The 19,690-nt window shown below is 37.6% G+C and carries 21 protein-coding genes; 7 read left to right on the forward strand and 14 right to left on the reverse strand.

The annotated features are described in order from the left end of the window. Nucleotides 1-100: 100 nt before the first annotated feature. From B9T35_RS07885 to coaBC, 4 genes are all read right to left on the reverse strand, one after another. Nucleotides 101-712 (reverse strand): alpha-ketoglutarate-dependent dioxygenase AlkB family protein, encoded by a 612-nt coding sequence (locus tag B9T35_RS07885; protein WP_086190571.1) that lies wholly within the window; start codon nucleotides 710-712, stop codon nucleotides 101-103. A gap of 45 nt (nucleotides 713-757) precedes the next feature. After that, complete coding sequence (locus B9T35_RS07890) at nucleotides 758-1,621, reverse strand: methylated-DNA--[protein]-cysteine S-methyltransferase (protein WP_086190623.1); 864 nt, start codon at nucleotides 1,619-1,621, stop codon at nucleotides 758-760. 147 nt (nucleotides 1,622-1,768) lie between these two features. Further along, nucleotides 1,769-2,161: a cytochrome b562 gene (locus tag B9T35_RS07895; RefSeq protein WP_086190572.1), complete on the reverse strand. Its 393-nt coding sequence runs from the start codon at nucleotides 2,159-2,161 to the stop codon at nucleotides 1,769-1,771. A gap of 199 nt (nucleotides 2,162-2,360) precedes the next feature. After that, nucleotides 2,361-3,626 carry a bifunctional phosphopantothenoylcysteine decarboxylase/phosphopantothenate--cysteine ligase CoaBC gene (gene coaBC / locus B9T35_RS07900; RefSeq protein ID WP_086190573.1) on the reverse strand — a complete coding sequence of 422 codons (1,266 nt, stop codon included), beginning with the start codon at nucleotides 3,624-3,626 and terminating at the stop codon, nucleotides 2,361-2,363. Between the two features lie 114 nt (nucleotides 3,627-3,740). On the opposite strand from coaBC, the gene radC reads away from it, so the two are divergent. Further along, nucleotides 3,741-4,445 (forward strand): RadC family protein, encoded by a 705-nt coding sequence (radC, locus tag B9T35_RS07905; protein ID WP_086190574.1) that lies wholly within the window; start codon nucleotides 3,741-3,743, stop codon nucleotides 4,443-4,445. A gap of 59 nt (nucleotides 4,446-4,504) precedes the next feature. Further along, a complete protein-coding gene (locus B9T35_RS07910; protein ID WP_086190575.1) occupies nucleotides 4,505-5,416 on the forward strand; it encodes a bestrophin family protein in 912 nt (303 codons plus the stop codon). A gap of 94 nt (nucleotides 5,417-5,510) precedes the next feature. Here the strand turns inward: B9T35_RS07910 and B9T35_RS07915 are convergent, their stop codons facing one another. Then, a complete protein-coding gene (locus B9T35_RS07915) occupies nucleotides 5,511-7,172 on the reverse strand; it encodes an acyl-CoA dehydrogenase family protein (RefSeq protein ID WP_086190576.1) in 1,662 nt (553 codons plus the stop codon). 80 nt (nucleotides 7,173-7,252) lie between these two features. On the opposite strand from B9T35_RS07915, the gene B9T35_RS07920 reads away from it, so the two are divergent. Beyond that, complete coding sequence (locus B9T35_RS07920; RefSeq protein ID WP_086190577.1) at nucleotides 7,253-7,870, forward strand: TetR/AcrR family transcriptional regulator; 618 nt, start codon at nucleotides 7,253-7,255, stop codon at nucleotides 7,868-7,870. A gap of 235 nt (nucleotides 7,871-8,105) precedes the next feature. On the opposite strand, the gene B9T35_RS07925 is transcribed toward B9T35_RS07920, so the two are convergent. Then, the gene (locus tag B9T35_RS07925) at nucleotides 8,106-8,855 is read right to left on the reverse strand and encodes a hypothetical protein (protein ID WP_086190578.1); all 750 of its coding nucleotides are present in this window, start codon (nucleotides 8,853-8,855) and stop codon (nucleotides 8,106-8,108) included. A gap of 713 nt (nucleotides 8,856-9,568) precedes the next feature. On the opposite strand from B9T35_RS07925, the gene B9T35_RS07930 reads away from it, so the two are divergent. The 3 genes from B9T35_RS07930 to B9T35_RS07940 all read left to right on the forward strand — a co-directional run bounded on the left by B9T35_RS07930 (nucleotide 9,569) and on the right by B9T35_RS07940 (nucleotide 12,060). Next, the gene (locus B9T35_RS07930; protein WP_086190579.1) at nucleotides 9,569-11,089 is read left to right on the forward strand and encodes a catalase; all 1,521 of its coding nucleotides are present in this window, start codon (nucleotides 9,569-9,571) and stop codon (nucleotides 11,087-11,089) included. Nucleotides 11,090-11,216: 127 nt separating this feature from the next. Further along, nucleotides 11,217-11,660 (forward strand): thiol-disulfide oxidoreductase DCC family protein, encoded by a 444-nt coding sequence (locus B9T35_RS07935; protein WP_086190580.1) that lies wholly within the window; start codon nucleotides 11,217-11,219, stop codon nucleotides 11,658-11,660. Then, a complete protein-coding gene (locus B9T35_RS07940; RefSeq protein ID WP_086190581.1) occupies nucleotides 11,650-12,060 on the forward strand; it encodes a DoxX-like family protein in 411 nt (136 codons plus the stop codon). Before B9T35_RS07935 ends, B9T35_RS07940 begins: the two co-directional genes overlap by 11 nt. Nucleotides 12,061-12,109: 49 nt before the next feature. Here B9T35_RS07940 and B9T35_RS18635 read toward each other — a convergent pair whose 3' ends face one another. From B9T35_RS18635 to B9T35_RS07960, 5 genes are all read right to left on the reverse strand, one after another. Next, nucleotides 12,110-12,454: a hypothetical protein gene (locus tag B9T35_RS18635; protein ID WP_228147103.1), complete on the reverse strand. Its 345-nt coding sequence runs from the start codon at nucleotides 12,452-12,454 to the stop codon at nucleotides 12,110-12,112. 27 nt (nucleotides 12,455-12,481) lie between these two features. Continuing rightward, nucleotides 12,482-12,730 (reverse strand): hypothetical protein, encoded by a 249-nt coding sequence (locus B9T35_RS18640; RefSeq protein WP_228147104.1) that lies wholly within the window; start codon nucleotides 12,728-12,730, stop codon nucleotides 12,482-12,484. A 122-nt stretch (nucleotides 12,731-12,852) separates the two neighbouring features. Next, entirely contained in the window at nucleotides 12,853-13,458 is a 606-nt protein-coding gene (locus B9T35_RS07950) for a hypothetical protein (protein WP_086190582.1), read from the reverse strand. Between the two features lie 112 nt (nucleotides 13,459-13,570). Next, entirely contained in the window at nucleotides 13,571-14,644 is a 1,074-nt protein-coding gene (locus B9T35_RS07955; RefSeq protein ID WP_416202428.1) for an MBL fold metallo-hydrolase, read from the reverse strand. Between the two features lie 44 nt (nucleotides 14,645-14,688). After that, nucleotides 14,689-15,627: a cation diffusion facilitator family transporter gene (locus B9T35_RS07960; protein ID WP_086190584.1), complete on the reverse strand. Its 939-nt coding sequence runs from the start codon at nucleotides 15,625-15,627 to the stop codon at nucleotides 14,689-14,691. Between the two features lie 127 nt (nucleotides 15,628-15,754). Between B9T35_RS07960 and B9T35_RS07965 the strand changes: the two genes are divergently transcribed. Next, nucleotides 15,755-16,252, forward strand: coding sequence for a GNAT family N-acetyltransferase (locus tag B9T35_RS07965; protein WP_086190585.1), 498 nt, complete (start codon nucleotides 15,755-15,757; stop codon nucleotides 16,250-16,252). 215 nt (nucleotides 16,253-16,467) lie between these two features. Here the strand turns inward: B9T35_RS07965 and hcaD are convergent, their stop codons facing one another. From hcaD to hcaB, 3 genes are all read right to left on the reverse strand, one after another. Continuing rightward, the gene (hcaD, locus tag B9T35_RS07970; protein WP_086190586.1) at nucleotides 16,468-17,709 is read right to left on the reverse strand and encodes a 3-phenylpropionate/cinnamic acid dioxygenase ferredoxin--NAD(+) reductase subunit; all 1,242 of its coding nucleotides are present in this window, start codon (nucleotides 17,707-17,709) and stop codon (nucleotides 16,468-16,470) included. 4 nt (nucleotides 17,710-17,713) lie between these two features. Further along, nucleotides 17,714-18,679, reverse strand: a complete 966-nt coding sequence (locus B9T35_RS07975; protein WP_086190587.1) for a 3-carboxyethylcatechol 2,3-dioxygenase — start codon at nucleotides 18,677-18,679, stop codon at nucleotides 17,714-17,716. Between the two features lie 195 nt (nucleotides 18,680-18,874). Continuing rightward, nucleotides 18,875-19,690, reverse strand: coding sequence for a 3-phenylpropionate-dihydrodiol/cinnamic acid-dihydrodiol dehydrogenase (gene hcaB, locus B9T35_RS07980; protein WP_086190588.1), 816 nt, complete (start codon nucleotides 19,688-19,690; stop codon nucleotides 18,875-18,877).

A 19,690-nucleotide genomic window follows, 5' to 3' on the forward strand; every position in this document is an offset into this window, starting at 1 on the left:
TCACATGAACAATTCTAAAAAACAACGATAATTCAGTTTTCAAAATATAATACTGCATTTAGGCATTGGAGCAAATTGCACAACCTAATCATAAATAAACTTAAAAATTTTCAATGGTTCTAAATGTCAAATTCACGCGTATTGTATGTACTTTTTTACTGGGTGGAAGCCGATGTAACCAATAAGTTTGAGTTGTATCTTTCATCAAAAGTAGGCTTCCATGCTCCAGAAACAGTTCAACTTTTTCTTTACTCTGCTTATGCTTAAATGCAAATTTTCGTACTGCACCAAAACTCAAAGAGCCAATTGTTCCATCTTTTTTTAGATCGGTTTCACCATCACTGTGCCAAGCCATTCCCTCATCGCCTGTGTGATACAAATTGAGTAAACACGAATTAAAGCTTTCACCTGCGTGGGCTTCAATCATTTTTTTTAATTCAAGTAATTCATCTGTCCAAGGCAACGCATATTTTGAAGTTTTAGAATACGTATATTCAAATGCTTGATCTCCATACCAAGCGACTTTACGCTTCGTTTTAATCCTTTTTCCGAAAATAACCGCTTCATCATTTTTCCAAATAATTTGATTGAGCAATCTCTCCAAATAATCATTGGCTTGATCATCACTCATAATTTTACCGTAGTAATGAACTGTTCCATCCTGTGGAAGTAAATTTTTATTGGGGTCAACTTCGATATCAAATAGCTGCACTTTCTACCTCAGATAGGCTGATGGCATATAAAATTCTGTGTTTATTTATAATTCAGAACGCTGTGTTTGAACACCTTCCCAACCAATCATGGCTGTTTTACGGGTTGTTCCCCAATGGTATCCGCCAAAAGTCCCTGTAGATTGAATGACGCGATGGCATGGAATCAGAAAAGCCACAGGATTGCTTCCTATTGCAGTTCCAACTGCACGAGAAGCTTTAGCATTTCCAATGGCATTGGCAAGTTCACCGTAGGTTGAGAGCTGTCCCATTGGAATTTTGAGTAAACTCTCCCAAACTTTCAGCTGAAAATCAGTGCCTTTTAAATGTAGTTTGATCTTTGAAAGAGGATTTACATGATGTTCAGATTGGTTTTTATCAAAAATAGCTAAAGCACTCTTCTGCATTTCATCTGTTTTCTTCGAATATTCAGCATTGGGAAACTTAGCTTGGAGTTGTTGGAAAGCTACATTTTCATCCTCAACAAAAGCCATCAAACAGATTCCTTTCGGTGTTGATGCAATAATCACTTTACCAAAGATAGTTTCTGCAAAATCATAATGAATTGCTAAGTTTTTACCGCCACTTTTATATTCGGCAGGCGTCATTCCTTCAATTTGAATAAATAAATCATGTAAGCGGCTGGTACTCGAAAGTCCTGTTTCAAACGTCGCATCAAAGATTGTACTATCGCGACTTTGTTTTAGAATGCCCTTCGCATGCTCTAAACTGATGTATTGCAAAAATTTCTTTGGACTTGTTCCCACCCATTCTGTAAATATTTTTTGAAAATGCGTTGGACTTAAATGAATATACTTTGCCACATCATCTAAATTGGGTTGTTCTTGAAAATTTTTCTGTAAATAGTCAATTGCTTCTGCAATACGATCAAATTGAATCTGTGAACGCATATTCATACCTTGATTTTATCTTGGTTTTACCATAGCAATAGCAAGGCAAATTGAAAATCTGAATCTTGTGCAGTTTTAATTTGAAGTCTCTTCGATCAAAATAAAAAAACCGTAAACATCGTTACGGTTTTCGCCTTTTTAACAGATTTATTTATACAGCTGATGCCCTTCATCTTTAATTTCAGCAAGTTTTTTTCCTGCAACTTTTGCTTCAGCTAATTTATTGTCTTGTACCAATGTCTTACTTTCCTGAATACCTGCAATCAATTTATCCAACTCAGCTTGATAACCCTGCACTTTTGCATCGGTTTTAGCCAATCCATGCAATGAATGCGGTGTCGCTGTTTTAGCATCCACTGCTGCCACTTGCATATTATTTAGAGCCGTTAAAGCTTCTTGTTGAGTGTTTGCTTGATTAAACGCTTTATAGTTTTTACCTAATGTTTTCATATTCTGTTCAAGGTCTGCTGCTCCCACCACACCACTGCTTAAAGTGATTATTGCGCTTAGACAGAGCGTGCTTAAAGTCTTTTTAATCATGTTGATATCCTATCTAATGGTATTACTGAAATATTATATTGCTGGAATATTATATTGTTGAAAAATAGCATCTGGCTTTTTTTAAGATTGACATTACTAAGCAATGTCAATCTCAACTTAAAGAGCATAAACAAAAAATGCAACTTTTCAGTTGCATTTTAATGACGTGATTATTATTAATAACTCACTTTAATTTTCTTTAAACAGGTTCAATCTCATGATGTAAAGCATCATGAATGGCTTCTACCAATTGTTGTGCAATTTCTTGCTTTGATGCTTTTTCTAAATCACGTTTTTCCAATTGGTATTGATCTGCAAAAAACACGATCATGGCGTTTTCATCAGAAGCAAAACCAATATCTGCACGTGACACATCATTACAAGCAATCATATCAAGTTTTTTTGCAACTAACTTTCCTGCGGCATATTCTTCTACATTACGAGTTTCTGCGGCAAAACCGACCATAAATGGACGTTTAGTTTGTTGTGCAATAGTCGCAACAATATCAGGATTCTTCACTAAAGAAACATGCAACTCATCGCCTGCTTTCTTAATTTTATGCTCAGCAACTTCTGCAACGCGATAATCTGCAACCGCAGCCGTTGCAATAAAGATGTCACAACCTTCTTCAAGCTGATGCATACTTTCATCAAGCATTTTAATAGCAGAAGATACATTTATACGGCGTACACCATTGGGAGTATCTAAACTGACTGGACCTGCCAATAACGTGACTTTTGCACCAGCGGCATAACATGCTGCTGCAATTGCAAAACCCATTTTTCCAGTACTATGATTTGAAATATAGCGAACAGGATCAATTGCTTCACGTGTTGGACCTGCTGTCACAACCACACGTTTACCTGCCAACATACCAAATTTTTCGGCAATGGCACGTTGCGCACGATGGAAGTAATCAATGACTTGTTGCGCTAAATCTTCAGGTTCAGGCATGCGACCTAAACCCACATCCCCACATGCCTGTGAACCTGCATCGGGCATAATCACATGTACACCATCTTCAACAAGTGTATTCAAATTACGCTGCGTTGCTTTGGCTGCCCACATTTGCTGATTCATTGCAGGTGCAACCCAAACAGGTGCTTTGGTGGCTAAATATAAGGTACTGAGTAAATCATCGGCTAAACCCGCTGCAAATTTCGCAAGGGTGTCACAACTGGCTGGCGCAACCAAAACCAAATCTGCCCAACGTGCTAATTCGATATGCCCCATGCCTGCTTCAGCTTCAGAATCGAGTAATGTCGTATGCACAGGATTGCCTGACAAAGCTTGAAAAGTCAGTGGTGTAATAAATGCTTGCGCACCTTGGGTCATAACCACACGCACATCAAACCCAAAATCTTTGAGTCGACGGACTAAAATTGCACTTTTATAAGCTGCGATACCGCCTGTAACAGCGAGAATAATCTTTTTATTGGAAATCACACTAAGATCGAAACTCACGATCAAGCCACCTTTCTATTGCAGTGGCGCTCACAATATCATTAAATAAAGCCGTTCCCAAGAAATTCATTCGGGAAAAGTGAAAAGTAAAATAAATAAAAACAGAGATAAATCATGAATAATTCAATTAAACAGTGGCCAGAGCAAGAACGTCCAAGAGAGCGACTATTACAACAAGGGGCTGAAAGTCTATCTGATGCTGAACTGTTGGCAATTTTTTTAAGGTCAGGCTCAAAGCAACATTCAGCAGTTGAACTCGCACGATTGTTAATTCAACATTTTGGGGGCTTAAATCCAGTTTTTGATTCATCACTAGAAGATTTATGCCAATTTCATGGCATTGGTGATACCAAATATTCACAACTGATGGCTGTGAAAGAACTCGGGCGACGCTACCTAAAGCATCATCTTTATCAAGGGATGGATTTAAGTCGTTCTGATTTAATTCGAGATTATTTACGCTATGAATTGATTGGTGAAACTCAGGAAGTATTTGCTGTCCTATGTTTAGACAGCCAATTACGTAAATTAGATTTTAAAAAAATGTTTTTTGGCTCTATCAATTATTGCAATGTGTCCATCAATCAAGTGCTCCGTTATGCCATTCAAAAGCAGGCAACTTATATTGTGATTGCACACAATCATCCTAAAGGTTTTGCTAAGCCTTCTAGAGAAGATTACGATTTGACACAACAAATTTTAAAAGCCTGTGAATTGGTCGAAATCAGGCTTTTAGACCATATTATTATTGCAACTGAACAAAGTTATTCTTTTACTGAACATGGTCTGCTCAAAAGCATGACAACAATGCCGAAATAAGATTGACAAAGAAATATGAACGGGTAGCATCAAGTTAAAAATATTCTGATCCAAATAACATGATTGTTCGTGAACAAAACGATACGCTAAAACTATTATTCTCATGGCGTGGCACAATTTTACCGAAAGTATTGCCTCCTTTAGGCTTTGTCATGCTCATTTCAGCCATTGTCGGTGGCATTGAATATACCAATTTATATCGCTTTCCAGAATTACCGTTGGTAGGCTTTACCTTAATTGGTGTGGTACTTTCAATTTTTCTGGGTTTTAAAAATACGGCATGTTATGACCGCTGGTGGGAAGCACGTAAACTTTGGGGCATGCTGATTGCCAATGCACGCCATTTTGATCGAGACTGTCGTTTTTTCCCACAAGGTCGCCGAGAACGTATTATTCAGCATGTTATTGTGTTTGCAAATGTACTTAGAGACCGTCTCAGACATCAAACAGCAAATCCTGATGCTTTAATTGAAACAAGCGGAATGAGTCAACATGCTTTGACTCAGCTTTATCAACAAAATAATGCACCGCAATACACGCTCAGTTTAATTCAATGGGAGTTGATGCAAGCGCTCAGAGAAGGTGAAATTTCAGATATTATTTACACCCAATTGAATGAGCATGTGAATGAGTTGAGTCTTGTTCAAACAGGTTGTGATCGAATTGCAACAACCCCTTTACCCTTTGCTTATTCGGTATTACTGAATCGTACTGTATATTTCTTTTGCTTCATGTTGCCTTTTAGTTTGGGTTCTTTATTGGGTTTAGCAACACCATTATTGGTTGGGATTTTAGCTTATACTTTTTTAGGTTTAGATGCGCTCAGTAGCGAAATTGAAGAACCATTCGGTACACAAAGTAACGACTTACCTTTAGATTCTATGGTCAGAATGATTGAAATTGAACTTCTTGGAACACTAGGAAAACCAACGCCGCCACCGATTCAAGCACACGATCATAATTTGCTTTAATTTAAACTTTCTTATCTAAAACTGCCCCTAAATATCATGATCATAAAGCTATTTAGGGATGATTACATTGATTAAAATAGAAAAACCAGTTCAATTAAACCGCCAATGCCCTTTCCAAAATCCGTTCTACATCTACCACTTTCGAATCAATCATTCCGACTACACGTCCATGAAATTCACTATAACGGGTTTGAATAAATGCATCTGCAACAAATTCAGGTGCATATTGTTTCAATAGAATGGCTTGTGTCAAAATCACCAAGCGGCTGACTAAACTACGTGCCATAAATTGCATTTCATCGGCGCTTAAACTGCTGAATAGTTTAAACAAAGATTGCAATTCATTCTGTAAAACTGAATTTTGTACTGCAATTTCAGCCAATGATTTAAATAACACTTCAATGGATTCACGATCACGTTGAATGGCACGAAGTACATCTAAACACATCACATTACCTGAACCTTCCCAAATGGTATTCACAGGGGCTTCTTTAAAAATTCGAGCCATAATACCTGCATCTACATAACCATTACCACCAAAGACCTCCATCATTTCACCTGTCAATTCTACTGTGCGTTTACACACCCAGAATTTTGCTGCAGGCGTCATAATGCGCTTCAAAGCAATCGATAATTCATCATCATTTTCATAACAATGTGCCAAATGGAAACTCAGTTGCATCGCTGCTTCCGTTTCCAATGCCAAATCCACCAATACGGCTTGCATTAAGGGCTGTTCAGCCAAATTTTTACCAAATGCTTTACGCTGTCTTGTATAAGCAATGCATTGCGTTAAAGCCTGACGTAGCATGGCACTTGAACCGACTGAGCAGGTTAAACGAGTATAGTTTGCCATTTCAATAATAGTTGGAATGCCTCGCCCTGCCTCTCCAATCATGATGCCTTTCGCATTTTTAAATTCAACTTCAGAACTTGAGTTACTACGGTTTCCGACTTTATCTTTAAGACGTTGAATATGAATGTGATTCTTTGTTCCATCTTCAAGCCAACGTGGCACAAAGAAACATGCTAAACCGTCTTGCTCTGTTTTCGCCACAACGAGATGTGCATCTGACATTGGTGCAGAAAAAAACCATTTATGCCCTGTGATTAAATATTCTTTACCACGACCTGACTCTGAAATCGGAATCGCTATCGTTTCATTGGCACGCACATCTGAACCACCTTGTTTCTCAGTCATGCCCATTCCGAGCCATATCGATTTTTTTTGGCTGATGGGCACATCACGTTCATCGTATTCGGTTGAGAGTAATTTTTCACTGATTTTTGCCCAGAGTTCAGGTTCATTCTGAATCAATGGAATACTGCCCAAGGTCATGGAATTTGGACATAAATTGCCACATTCAACCTGACCGCTTAGAAAGAAACGGGCTGCCCAATCCACCCATTTAGAGGTCGATTGTGGATGATGAAATGGATGAGCATGTACTGCATATTGACGATTTAAACCCATCCATTTGTGCCATGCAGGATGAAACTCTAAAAAGTCTTTACGGCGACCACGTGCATCAAAGTTATGCAACTCAGGTGTATGTCGATTGGCGAGATCTGCATATTCATAATATTCAGCAGAACCAATCACCTGAGCAAATTCAGTCAGTGTTTGTTGATCTATACTACCGTAGCGAGCCAATATTTCCTGTAATACCTGATCCGTTGCGAACAGGTTGTAATTTATCAGTTCATCAAACTGATTATTAATTTCATGTGTTTGCCATTGTTGTGCTGTATTCATCCTGAATTCCTGTCTTGTTGTTTTAACCAATTACATTCAGTATAGAAGAAATTTCATTCTAGGATGTTCGGTTTTAACTCATGGTTTTACCTGCAATCAAAGTTCGTCGTAAGCCACGCCAATCAAGGGCTCGAATCACTCAAGAAGCTCTGATGGAGAGTTTTGTTCGGCTTTTGCATGAACGTTCTGCACATGAGATTACTATTCGTGAAATCACTGATGTTGCAGGTGTCGGTTTAGGCACCTTTTATGAATATTTTTCCAAGAAGGAAGATTTGATTGCTTTAACCATTCATCAGCATGTGAAAAGTAATGCCGAAAGCTTGAAAACTTATGCACAAAGCCTGTGTGAGTTATCCACATATAGCGAATTACAGCCTTATCTTGAGCAAATTATTCGTTTTCAACTTGAGCAAATGCAAGCGAACCAGTTTTTATGGGCGCAGACTTTTTTACTGGAACGACATATTTCCAGTATTGAAATTTATAAAAAAAGTTATTTAATGATGGTAGAAATGTGGCGCAGTATTCTTGAGCCTTTTGTTCAAGATAATGAACAGCTCAATCAAATCGGTTTAAATATACAGCGAGTTTGCTATGGTTTTGTGTCACAGACTTTGTTGGTGAATCCTAAGTTTGATGAATGGATAGTTTTGGAAGAGGATATTTTGCAGGCTTTAAGCAGTTTTAAATTTTAGAAAAACTGGATACTTTATGATTCAAAATTAATCTAGAACGGGAAAAAACATCAAAAGCCTTTAAACGACGAGCGATTCTTATCTAAACCTTGGCTGTTCTGCTGATAAAAAACATCATAGACCCAACATTTTTATGGATGAGCATATAGGGTTCTAACAACAATACTTCGCATAAGCGCTATTATATTAAATGTTGGATTTTAGGAGAATTTTACACCGTCTATTTTGGTTAGAATCATGACCTAGCAGGGTTATTCTTAGAAATACAGTCATTATGAGGGAGCTCAAATATATTCTTAAACTCTATAGATTTAATAAATTTTTTCCCTAAATTAGTAATTATTAAAAGAGAATCTCCCCAAAATGCAGGAGCAATTAGATTTAGATTTTTGAGTTCTTCTATACAAGTAGGTAAAAGTGGATTTTCTTTTTGTAAGGTATAAACATCGTTAGATTGCCATAGTGATCCTTGTCCGAGTATTTCAAATCTATTAAGTACATCTAAGTGATTAAAACTCAACCTATCTAAAATCAAAATAAACAATGAAATCATTTGTGGAGAGAGAGTTGTATCTACGCATCCATTTGCATATAAATTTGAAAAAAATTCAACTTTTGCTTCTTCATATTGATTTCTAGATTTTATAAGCATCCCTTCAAACAGCTCCTCTGCAGGTTTTCTGTATCCCACAGGAGATCTAAAAAAATCATCATTTCTTATTTGAAGACCTTGATTTAAATTGCTTTCTAACTTTTCCACAAAATAAATATAAGCTTTATTTGTACGTATAACTTCTTGCTGTGACATATTCCTGTCTAAAGTATCAGCTATTGTCTCACCTGTTGTAGTAATTAATACCTCTATGGAATTTGAAATAATACCTGTTGGGTCAGGAATCAAGGCTTGAAAAAATGGAGTGGTAGCTGCTGCGGTTATTTGAGAACCTTTTTTAAATACAGCAGGCAATATTCTTCTAATATTCATTCAACACTCAGCCAAAAAAATTAAATTATCTAAAATTAATATAGTACAGCTTATGCAAAATATACCATATAAATTAATTAAAATCAGTTAATTGCACTCTACTAAAAAACCGCTCTCTGGCGGTCTTTTTACATCTTAAATCATTACTTCACATCAAAATGATCAGTATTTATTGAGTTCTCAAATGATAGAAATTTTACATAAGATAAAAAGATCAATCTCAACATAAAATCTAAAATTAATCGTATTTTATTTAAAACTATACTAAAAATCATATGAGCAATTTTAGCCATTGAACGATACGTAAAAAGACATTCCAAAGGCACCTCACCCTCTAATACAGATTATTCAAATTTAAAGAATAAGACTAATAACGCATCATCGATAAAACAAATCGATATTAAAATTTAAATCAATTTGTCTAATTATAACAATCCGATTACTATTTTATAAGATCTTAATTTTTTGATGTTTTTAGCCATCAAAGCAAATAGATATACACGTTATATTGATACGAATAGGATAAAAATTATGACTGATTTTGCATACGCGAGATCAACATATTTATATCAAATAGATTTAACAATTGTTCACTATATTGGTTTTTTAATTACGGTTAATGTCATGTAATAAGGACATTCTTCAGCAAGATAATTGTTTTAATCACAATTTTAATATGACTTAAAAATGACTCAATAGAATGGAGAAATAAAATGAGTGAAGACTCAAAAAATTGCCCTGTCACCCACTTGACTACTGATGTTGGTGCACCTGTTGTAGACAACCAAAATAGTATGACAGCAGGCGCACGTGGTCCTCTACTTGCACAAGATTTATGGCTAAATGAAAAGCTTGCAAATTTTGTTCGTGAAGTCATTCCAGAGCGTCGTATGCATGCCAAAGGTTCTGGTGCTTTTGGTACATTTACCGTAACTCATGACATTAGCCAATATACCCGAGCAAAAATTTTTAGTGAAATTGGTAAACAAACCGAAATGTTTGCACGTTTTTCAACTGTTGCAGGCGAACGTGGTGCAGCAGATGCAGAACGTGATATTCGTGGCTTTGCATTAAAATTCTATACAGAAGAAGGAAACTGGGATTTAGTGGGTAATAATACCCCTGTTTTTTTCTTACGTGATGCACGTAAATTTCCAGATTTGAACAAAGCGGTAAAACGTGACCCTAAAACCAATAAACGCAGTGCAACCAATAACTGGGATTTTTGGACTTTACTACCTGAAGCATTCCACCAAGTTACGATTGTGATGTCTGACCGTGGTATTCCAGATGGTTATCGCCATATGCATGGTTTTGGTAGCCATACTTATAGCTTGATTAATGCCAATAATGAACGTTTTTGGGTGAAGTTTCATTTCCGTACGCAACAAGGCATTAAAAACTTAACTGATGCTGAAGCTGAAGCACTGGTTGCTAAAGATCGTGAAAGTTCACAAACTGATTTATTTGATGCCATTGAGCGTAATGATTTCCCTAAATGGAAACTTCAAATTCAAATCATGCCTGAAACAGATGCAGAAAAAGTTCCTTATCATCCATTTGACTTAACCAAAGTTTGGCCACATGGCGACTATCCATTAATAGATGTCGGTGTTTTTGAACTAAACCGTAACCCTGAAAATTATTTCCAAGATGTGGAACAAGCAACTTTTGCACCAAGCAATTTAGTTCCTGGGATTAGTTATTCTCCAGACCGTATGCTACAAGCACGTTTGGTTAACTATGCAGATGCAGCACGTTACCGTGTTGGGGTAAACCATGTTCAAATCCCTGTAAATGCTGCACGTTGCCCTGTAAACAGTAACCGTCGTGATGGACAAGGTCGTATGGATGGCAACTATGGTAGCTTGCCACATTATGAGCCAAACAGTTTTCATCAATGGCAAGACCAACCTGAATACCGCGAACCACCTTTAAAAATCACAGGTGATGCTGATTTTTGGGATTACAGAAAAGATGATTCCGATTACTTTAGCCAACCTCGTGCCCTCTTTCAGCTGATGAAGCCTGAACAGCAACAAGCTTTATTTAATAATACTGCTGGAGCAATGGGAGATGCCTTAGATTTTATTAAGCATCGCCATATTCGTAACTGCTATGCGTGTGATCCTGCTTATGGTGAAGGTGTCGCTCAAGCCTTAGGTATGACTGTTGCAGATGCTCAGGCTGCACGTGCAACAGATCCTGCTCAAGGCAATCCTGGTTTGCTTTAATCTTTAAAATGAATAAAAAAAACCACCTTCGGGTGGTTTTTTATTTTCAGTAAAAAAGCTGTATTTAAGTGAGCAACTCGCGAATAAAAGCATAATCTTAATAATAAAATATAAAACAGGCTCAGATATGCAGCAAAAAATAGAAGATATCATCCAACAACACGACATCATTCTGTTTGATGCAATCTGTGTGCTGTGCAATGGTTGGGCAAAATTTATCATTCAGTATGACAAACATGCTCAATTTAAACTGGCATCGGTGCAATCACCTTTAGGTGAAGCCATTTTAAAACATTACGATATGTCGACTACTGAATACAGCACAATGCTAGTCATTAAAGATGGTCAACGCTATCTAGAATCAACTGCCTTAATTAAAGTTATGCAAAGCATAGGATTACCCTTTTCACTTATAGCAACTGGCTATCTGATGCCACGTTTTCTTCGTGATTTTTTATACCGTCGAATTGCATTAAACCGTTATCAACTTTTTGGTACAACAGATTACTGCTTGCTCCCATCTGCTGAAAATAAGTCTCACTTTTTAGAAGATGCGATTCATGCAAAATAATCATCTAGAAACCACTACAACGATTCGTAAAGCCTTACTTACCATTAATATCACTCTTGCAATTTTATGGATCTATCAAGGCATCATACCAAAGTTGCTCTATCGTGCTTTAGATGAACAACGTCTTTGGCAACTCAATGGCATTGATGAAATCACCATGCTGATTTTGATTCAAATTGCAGGTTATATCGAAATCATTTTTGGGGCTTTCTTCCTAATTTTTAGACAATCAAAACTGATCCATTATTTGAATATTTTTGGTATGTTTGGACTGGCTATGATGGTGTTTTTCACCGATTCCTCTTATTTCAGCCAAGCTTTTAATCCATTTGTGATGAATGTTGCAATGGCTGTACTTTCTATTGTGGCACTTCAATTCCTCAGTGAAAAATCACCTTGAAACGGATGAGTACACTGCAAAATATTTGATGGTTGCTAAAAATAACACATTACATTTTCGCACTACTGCCATACATTTCTTTCCAGTCTTTTGTTTCAGTTGTTATTTGCTTTGCTAATTTAGTTTTCACTTCTTTAAGTAAGAGCGCTCTTTCCTGCCCATGCACGAATCTTGCTTTATACTTCTTTTGTATCATTTGAATATAATCATGCAAAGACTGACGCTGCTGCTCAGTCTTTACTTCTGTATGTAGAAACTGAAGATATTCTTCTTGTGGATTGCTCTTCAGTGGATCACCTATAATATCTTCAACATAAATAACCGAACTCAACAATTTTACTGTGCCTTTTGCATCAACAACATAGACTTGTTTTCGCACACCATATGGATACATCCATAGTCCTTGGCGATCTGCCGAAGCCTAATAACTATAAAAGATGATCTGATTATTTTTAACTTCATAATCACCTAATTCAATCGAAACAATACTACAATCACCTGTTTCTAAACGAAGCGTATGAGTCAAAAGCTGATGATCATCTCGATATAACTCAATCTCTTGACGCTCAAAACCTTCTTCTGTTTCTTTCATTACTGTTTTTAATTCGAAAGCTTGGTGATTAATTTGAATAGTTTGGGCATGTGCAAAACTTTGTACAAAAAGGGACATCAATACACATATATAAAATTTGTACAAAAAGGGACATCAATACACATATATAAAAGATGAATTTCACAGCATCATCTCCGATGAACCAATGAAGTAGATTGTTCTACTGCTTATATCTGCACTTACTTCCAAGCTTTCATAAAATCAGCACTTTCTTTACAAAGCTTTTCAAAAACGGGCTGCTCATCACCTGCCTTGCTGAATGGCTGAACCTGACGATAAAAATCTACTTTTTTGACTAATTTATATTTTTCGTCATCCTGACTTTGAAACTTTTCCAGAATATTAAAGGTCTTATCGGTACACATCAGCTGATAGTAATGAATCACTTGAGATTTTTTACCAGTATCTACTCGCTTAATCCAAGCCTGAATAAACTCTGCACCATCGATCATCGTGTTATTACTTTCAAAAAATTTTGCATTTGAATTCTGATGAATCAAATCCCACTGATCACCAAATTCTAGTGCATATTTTTCACTTAAAGGCTTAATGCTATGTTGAGTTTGAGAGCTACTAGCCGCAGAATCAACAGCAGAATCAACAGCAGAATCAACAGCAGAATCAACAGCAGAATCAACAGCAGAATCAACAGCAGAATCAACAGCAGAATCAACAGCAGAATCAACAGCAGAATCAACAGCAGAATCAACAACACTGACACTTTTCGCATGAACAGTCGCTATGGTTAATCCTATGAGTAATGTTGTTAAAATTATTTTTCTCATCACTGAATCCTTTCTTTAAGTATAAGAGACTTCTTGCATCACGATATTCATTATTTTTTACTTTTTCCTAAAAGAACAATCAAAAAAGCTTTATGCAAGAAGCCTATATCTATTAAACCACCAACTTTCGCCCTTCTCGAATGCAATAAAAAGGGTTCATTAGCTTAGATGAATTCTTCATTGCCTTTTGCAAATCTTGCTCAGGTTGATCACGGCTTTCATCTGTCAGTTGGAAGGTTCGATAATGTATTGCCAAGGAGCGTTTCGCCTGCAAATCTAAATGTGCTTGAAACGCATCTTGCGGATTCATATGCATATAGCGCATTAAAGCTCGAGGTTCATAAGCTCCGATTGGCAATAAAGCAATACGTGGTGCACCTAAGCGCTTTTGAATTTCTTTAAAATGTGGTGAATAACCAGTGTCACCTGCAAAGAAGAAATGACCATGCTCAGACAAAATGGAGAATCCGCCCCATAACGCTGCATTTTGGTCACGTAAACCACGCCCAGAACCATGCTGTGCTGGGGTATAAATTATTTTAAGTTCTTTAAATAAAGCGGATTGCCACCAATCCATTTCAATAACATACAGCTCTTTGGGTAAATAATGGCTATTCCCTAGACCAGTATAAATAGGCATGGAAAATTTTTGATGCAACCAGCGTAAAGAAGCCAAATCCATATGGTCATAATGATTATGACTTAACAAGACTGCATGAATCTCTGGAAGTTGCTCTAATGCAATTCCAGCAGGAATCACTCGTTTCGGACCACGCCCTTGCTTTGGACTCACATGATCTGCCCAAACAGGATCAGTCAAAAAATTATAGGGACCAATTTGTACCAGTACAGTGGCATGACTAACAAACCACACTTGCCAATCATTTAGATCAGCCTGTGGTCGGTTTTGAGGTAACGTTCGTTTCGATGCGTAAAACTCTTTGGCTTCTTTTTGAGTATCAACTTTCCATGTACTTGATTTTCGACTCATCAACCATTTAAACAAATTCCAACGACTACGCCCATTTGGGTTACGAATTTCATTGTGAAATTTTTCACCATTATGATGGTTCGAAGCCACAACATTAAATGTAGGTTTGTTCCACATATGGGACATACATTCTTCTGTTGTTAAACGATAATGTAATTGCGCTTTCGGAATTGTTGATATTTCTGAATCTGCCATAGTTCGGTCTTCAACACGATCTATTTTTATTTCTTTAGACATTGCTACTCTAAACGCCCTTTCATTCGTTCCAACCAAACCTGTTTAGTTTGTGGTTTGATGAATAATGCCACAATTTCAGGATGAATTTTCTTAATTTTTGATTCTATTCGATTTACACATACTTCAATATCATCAGAAGTTAAATGATCTTTAAATTCTAAACTTAAAGAAGCAATCACTTGATGTGCTCCCATCTGTTCAGTTAATACACCATTAGCAGATAAAACTGATGGATCTTGTTGTGCAATGGTTAATACATTGTTTCTTAATTGTGGATCTGCGGTTTCACCCAATAATAAGCCTTTGGTTTCTCGACCTAAAAGTAAAGCAGAAATAGCCAAAACAACACCAATCAGGATAGAAGCTACGCCATCGAGGATAGGCATATTCAATTGATGTGCAAGGAAAATTCCAATCAGGGCAATAAAAAGTCCAATCAGTGCAGCTGAATCTTCAAACAATACCGTAAATGTGGTTGGATCTTTACTCCGTCTAAATGCCTCAAAATATCCTAATTTACCTTTGGTCTTTTTAAATGACTTTAGCGCAACCAACCATGATGCCCCTTCACATACAATCGCAAAAGCCAACACAATATAATTGATGAAGGGTGATAGCATTTCTTCGGGTTGACGAATATGTTGAATCCCTTGATAGATGGATACCACTGCACCTAAAGCAAAAACCATCAAAGAAACAATAAATGCCCAGAAATATAATTCCCGCCCATAGCCAAATGGATGCTGATAATTTGCAGGTTGTTGTGATTTTTTCATACCATACAACAACAATATTTCATTTAAAGTATCAACAACAGAATGAATCCCCTCACTGAGCATAGCAGAACTATTGGTGATATAAGCAGCAACGAATTTCACTAGGGCAATCGCTAAATTACCAAAAAGCGCAGCGTATACAACAATTTTGTTAGAATCTGACATTAATTGTCCCAATTTTTCTCATTAAATACATAGATTTGATTTTTATACCCAACTTCGTTCATATTAGCGAAACAGCATGTGATTTTTCTTTATTTTTTGTTGTTTTTCACATTCGAGCGATTCGTTTATGCAACCTGTTCATGCCAATATAAAAAATACGAGACCAATACAACATAAACAACTCTTAAAAATTTGGGAAGCATCCGTTCGCTCTACACATGACTTTCTGAATGAACAACAAATAATTCAAATTAAGACATTGATTATTCAACATAATTATTTCGATCATGTTCAACTTTTTCATATTGAACTTAATGATGAAATTGCAGGATTTATTGGTCTTGCTTACGAAAAGATAGAAATGCTATTTATCAACCCACACTATTTTAGACAAGGTGTCGGCTCCATTTTGCTTGATCATGCTTTATCATTGGGTGTGAAAGAAGTCGATGTTAATGAACAGAATCCCAATGCGCTCACTTTCTATCAAAAAAATGGCTTTGAACAAGTTGCGCGCTCTGAGTTTGATGCTGAAGGTAATCCATTCCCGATTCTTCATTTACGTCGTACCCATCAAGAATTCACATTAAATCATCGTGTAGGCGTTGAACAACGCTTAAGTTAAGAATCTAATTGAACAATAATATGTACAATGTGACATAAAATGTCATGCCCAACATACTACTTTATTTTAGCTTGAGTTCATCTCTATAAAAAAAACAGACCTTTGGGGGTCCTTCCTCGGGTCTGTTTAGTGTGAAAAACCAATCTCATGAAAATCACAAGATCAATTCAACAACCTGTTTAAGCATCTGATTTTTCAATTCACTCAATGTTGAATTAAACTTTTTTCAAATCAAGTGATAAATCAAGATGCTTATCTGAAGTAAATACTGCTTGTTTGGCAATCATTTTTTTCAAATGACGCATTTCTTTAGCGGCATTCACCGTAATGCCTGCAACAATCTGACCATTATTCACGCCAAACATCACAAAGGATGAATCTGCACCTAGTGTTGCATCCATGTCTCCACGAATATGCCACTCCTGCGCAGCCATATCACCAACGAACTGGAAATTAAGGTCTAATTGATCTGTCCAGAACCATGCAGGATTCGCCACAGGATGTTCTATATTCATCACATGACGAGCAAAAACACCTGCCTGACTATTGGCATTTTCCCATGTTTCCACACGGCGATATTGCCCATCTTCACGCAATTGTGTCGCAACATCTCCTGCAGCATAAATATCAGGATTTGATGTTTGGCAATTTTGATTCACTTTAATGGCAAGATCAGTATCTAAACCTGCTTCAACAGCAAGCTGAGCATTTGGAATAATCCCAATACCATAAACCACAGCATCGGCACGAAGTTCTTCACCATTTACAAGCGTGACCACAACTTCTTCACCCGCTTGAGTTAGCTCAAGACGACAAGCCGTAATTTGAGTAGAAAGGCGGATATCAATACCCTTTTGGCGATGTTGTGCCAATAAGAATTCGCTCAAAATACTCGGTGAACAGCGTCCCATCACCATCGAACCCATTTCAATCACTGTCACTTGGCAATCTTTAAAACGTGCAGAAGATGCAAGTTCTAAACCAATCACACCACCACCAATTAAGAGAATACGGCGACCTGCTTGTAATACAGGAACAAGGGCTTGTGAATCTTCAAGATTACGCAAGGTATAAACGTGTTTACCTAATGCATCAAAATCAGGTAAACGACGTGCAGCGCCACCTGTTGCGAGTAATAACTTGTCATAAGCAATCACATCACCATTTTGCAGTTCGATGTTGTGTTGTTGCGGATTGATTTTCACCACAGCATTGCCACGAATCACATCGACATTTAAATCTGCCAATTTCTGTTCTGACAAAATTTCAATTTTGGTGCCTTCGGGTTTTAAAATCACATCTTTAGACAACGGTGGGCGTTCATAAGGAAGATGCATTTCATCACCGACCAAAATGATTTTACCTTGGTATTTATTCGCACGAAGTTCTAAAATCGCACTTGCACCTGCTTGACCTGCACCCACGATCACGATGGTTTCGATATTGCTCTTGCTCATAGTATTAACCCTTCAATTCTGCAGATACAATGCCAAAGCCCGCAATCCATTCACTGATTGCTTCATAGCAATGCGTGGTCATTTCATATTCGCCCAATACTGAAAGAGCAGCAAAAGCTGCCATCCATGAACGAACTTCCTGACCACCACGACCACCTTCTTTACGAATGTCATCTTCAGTCATTTTTTCAATGGTCGAAAAATCAGCTTTTTTGAATAGTTCGAGTAAATTTTTATCCCACTCAGGATTCAAAGGTACAGCAACCGATTTATCCCCTGCAGCTAAACGCTGTCCAACAGATATAATTTTTGCTTGACGAATATTGCGTGCTTCTTCTGTTGGGTTACGCCCTGCAATGAGGAATTCCTCAACTTCAACGGGTACTGAACCCATTTGTGGTGTGGGTGGATCATGCGATAAACCACCTGTTCCGAGAATCAAGACACGTTCATTTTCAAGATTCAGTGATTTGATGAACTGACCTACCGCACGACCTAAAGCTAAAGTCCGTTTTGTCGTCGGCATTGGTGCGGCTGCACCATTAATAAAAATAGGAATCGTTGGGTAACGATCAAGATGCCCACCACAGAGAAAATGGAGGGGTTGCGTTACACCATGATCCGCTTGCATGCGATAAGAATAAGCAACATCTACGCCTTCGTCTAAAACAGTACGCACCAAATCAATAGCGGTATCTTCAGGCACATCTATTTTATTGTTCTCTTTACCATAATCCCAATCACCTGCTGCTGTGGCACGAATACCCACACAGAAACTTGGCATCAAATCATAAAAGAAGCCATTAAAGTGGTCAGGACCAAAAGTAATAATTAAGGTTGGATCATAAGCTTTAACTTCTGCTGCCAACTTTTCAAAAGTCGCACGAACTACTTCTTCCTGACGCTTTTCCGCAGGTGAAGCAAATTCCATTAAAGGGCTATGAGAAGCACAAATCAGTTTAACGGTCATGTTTGACTCCGAAAATAGAAGCACTCACTCAGTGACTGTATTCCCTAATTACCCTTTTTGCACAGCCACGCTATGCACCTTTAAAGGATGATCATTAAAAAGAGAAAAATACCGAATATGAAATACTTATTTGAATGCAAGACACCTTCTCTTTTGAACAAAGATGAGGGTTTAAATTAAAATTCAATAAATGAATCATTCATCAAAGAAGCCTGCACGTGGCTGACGTAAACCACGGATTCCTAAGCCACAATCTGCATTGATCAGTACACCTGTCAATGGACGGTTATTGGCACGTGAAGCGAGCAATACATACGAACCCGTCATATCTTCAGGTTCAGGTAAAAAGCCTAAAGGCATACCACGACCAATTTTTTCAGGATCACGTGCATCCAGTAAACCTAAGTTTTCCTGACCCAATGATGCAGCACCTTTGATATTGACATTCATACCTGATGGCGCAACCGCATTCACTCGTACTTTAGGCGCAAGCTCATAGGCTAATTCTTTCATGACACCGACACCTGCATGCTTAGACGCTGTGTAGATCGGGCCTCCGCCTGCAGAATAGAGTGCTGAATTAGACAAAGTAAATATGATGGAACCGTTAGAAGCTATTAATGCATTTAAGGCTGCTTTGGCACCGAGAATCAGCGATTTGGTATTAATCCCCATGATTTCATCAAAGGCTTTTTCCAATTGCTCACCAGACATATTCACAATGTCAGCATAGTGATCCCAAATACCTGCATTGCCGATGAAGCAATCCAGTTTACCGAAACGCTCTACAGTCGCTTCAACAGCACGAACATTGTCGGCAAAGTTGGCAACATCACCTGCTACGGTTACAATTCTGTCACCGAAACGTGCTTTCAAGGCATCAACTTTTTCCCGTGAACGTTGTAGTACTGCAACACTCGCACCTTCTTCAAGAAAGCGCTCAACCAAAGCCAAGCCTAAACCTGAACCACCGCCTGTAATCAGTGCAACTTCACCTTCGAGCCAGCCCAT

The organism is Acinetobacter sp. ANC 3832 (assembly GCF_002135415.1).
GTDB lineage: Bacteria > Pseudomonadota > Gammaproteobacteria > Pseudomonadales > Moraxellaceae > Acinetobacter.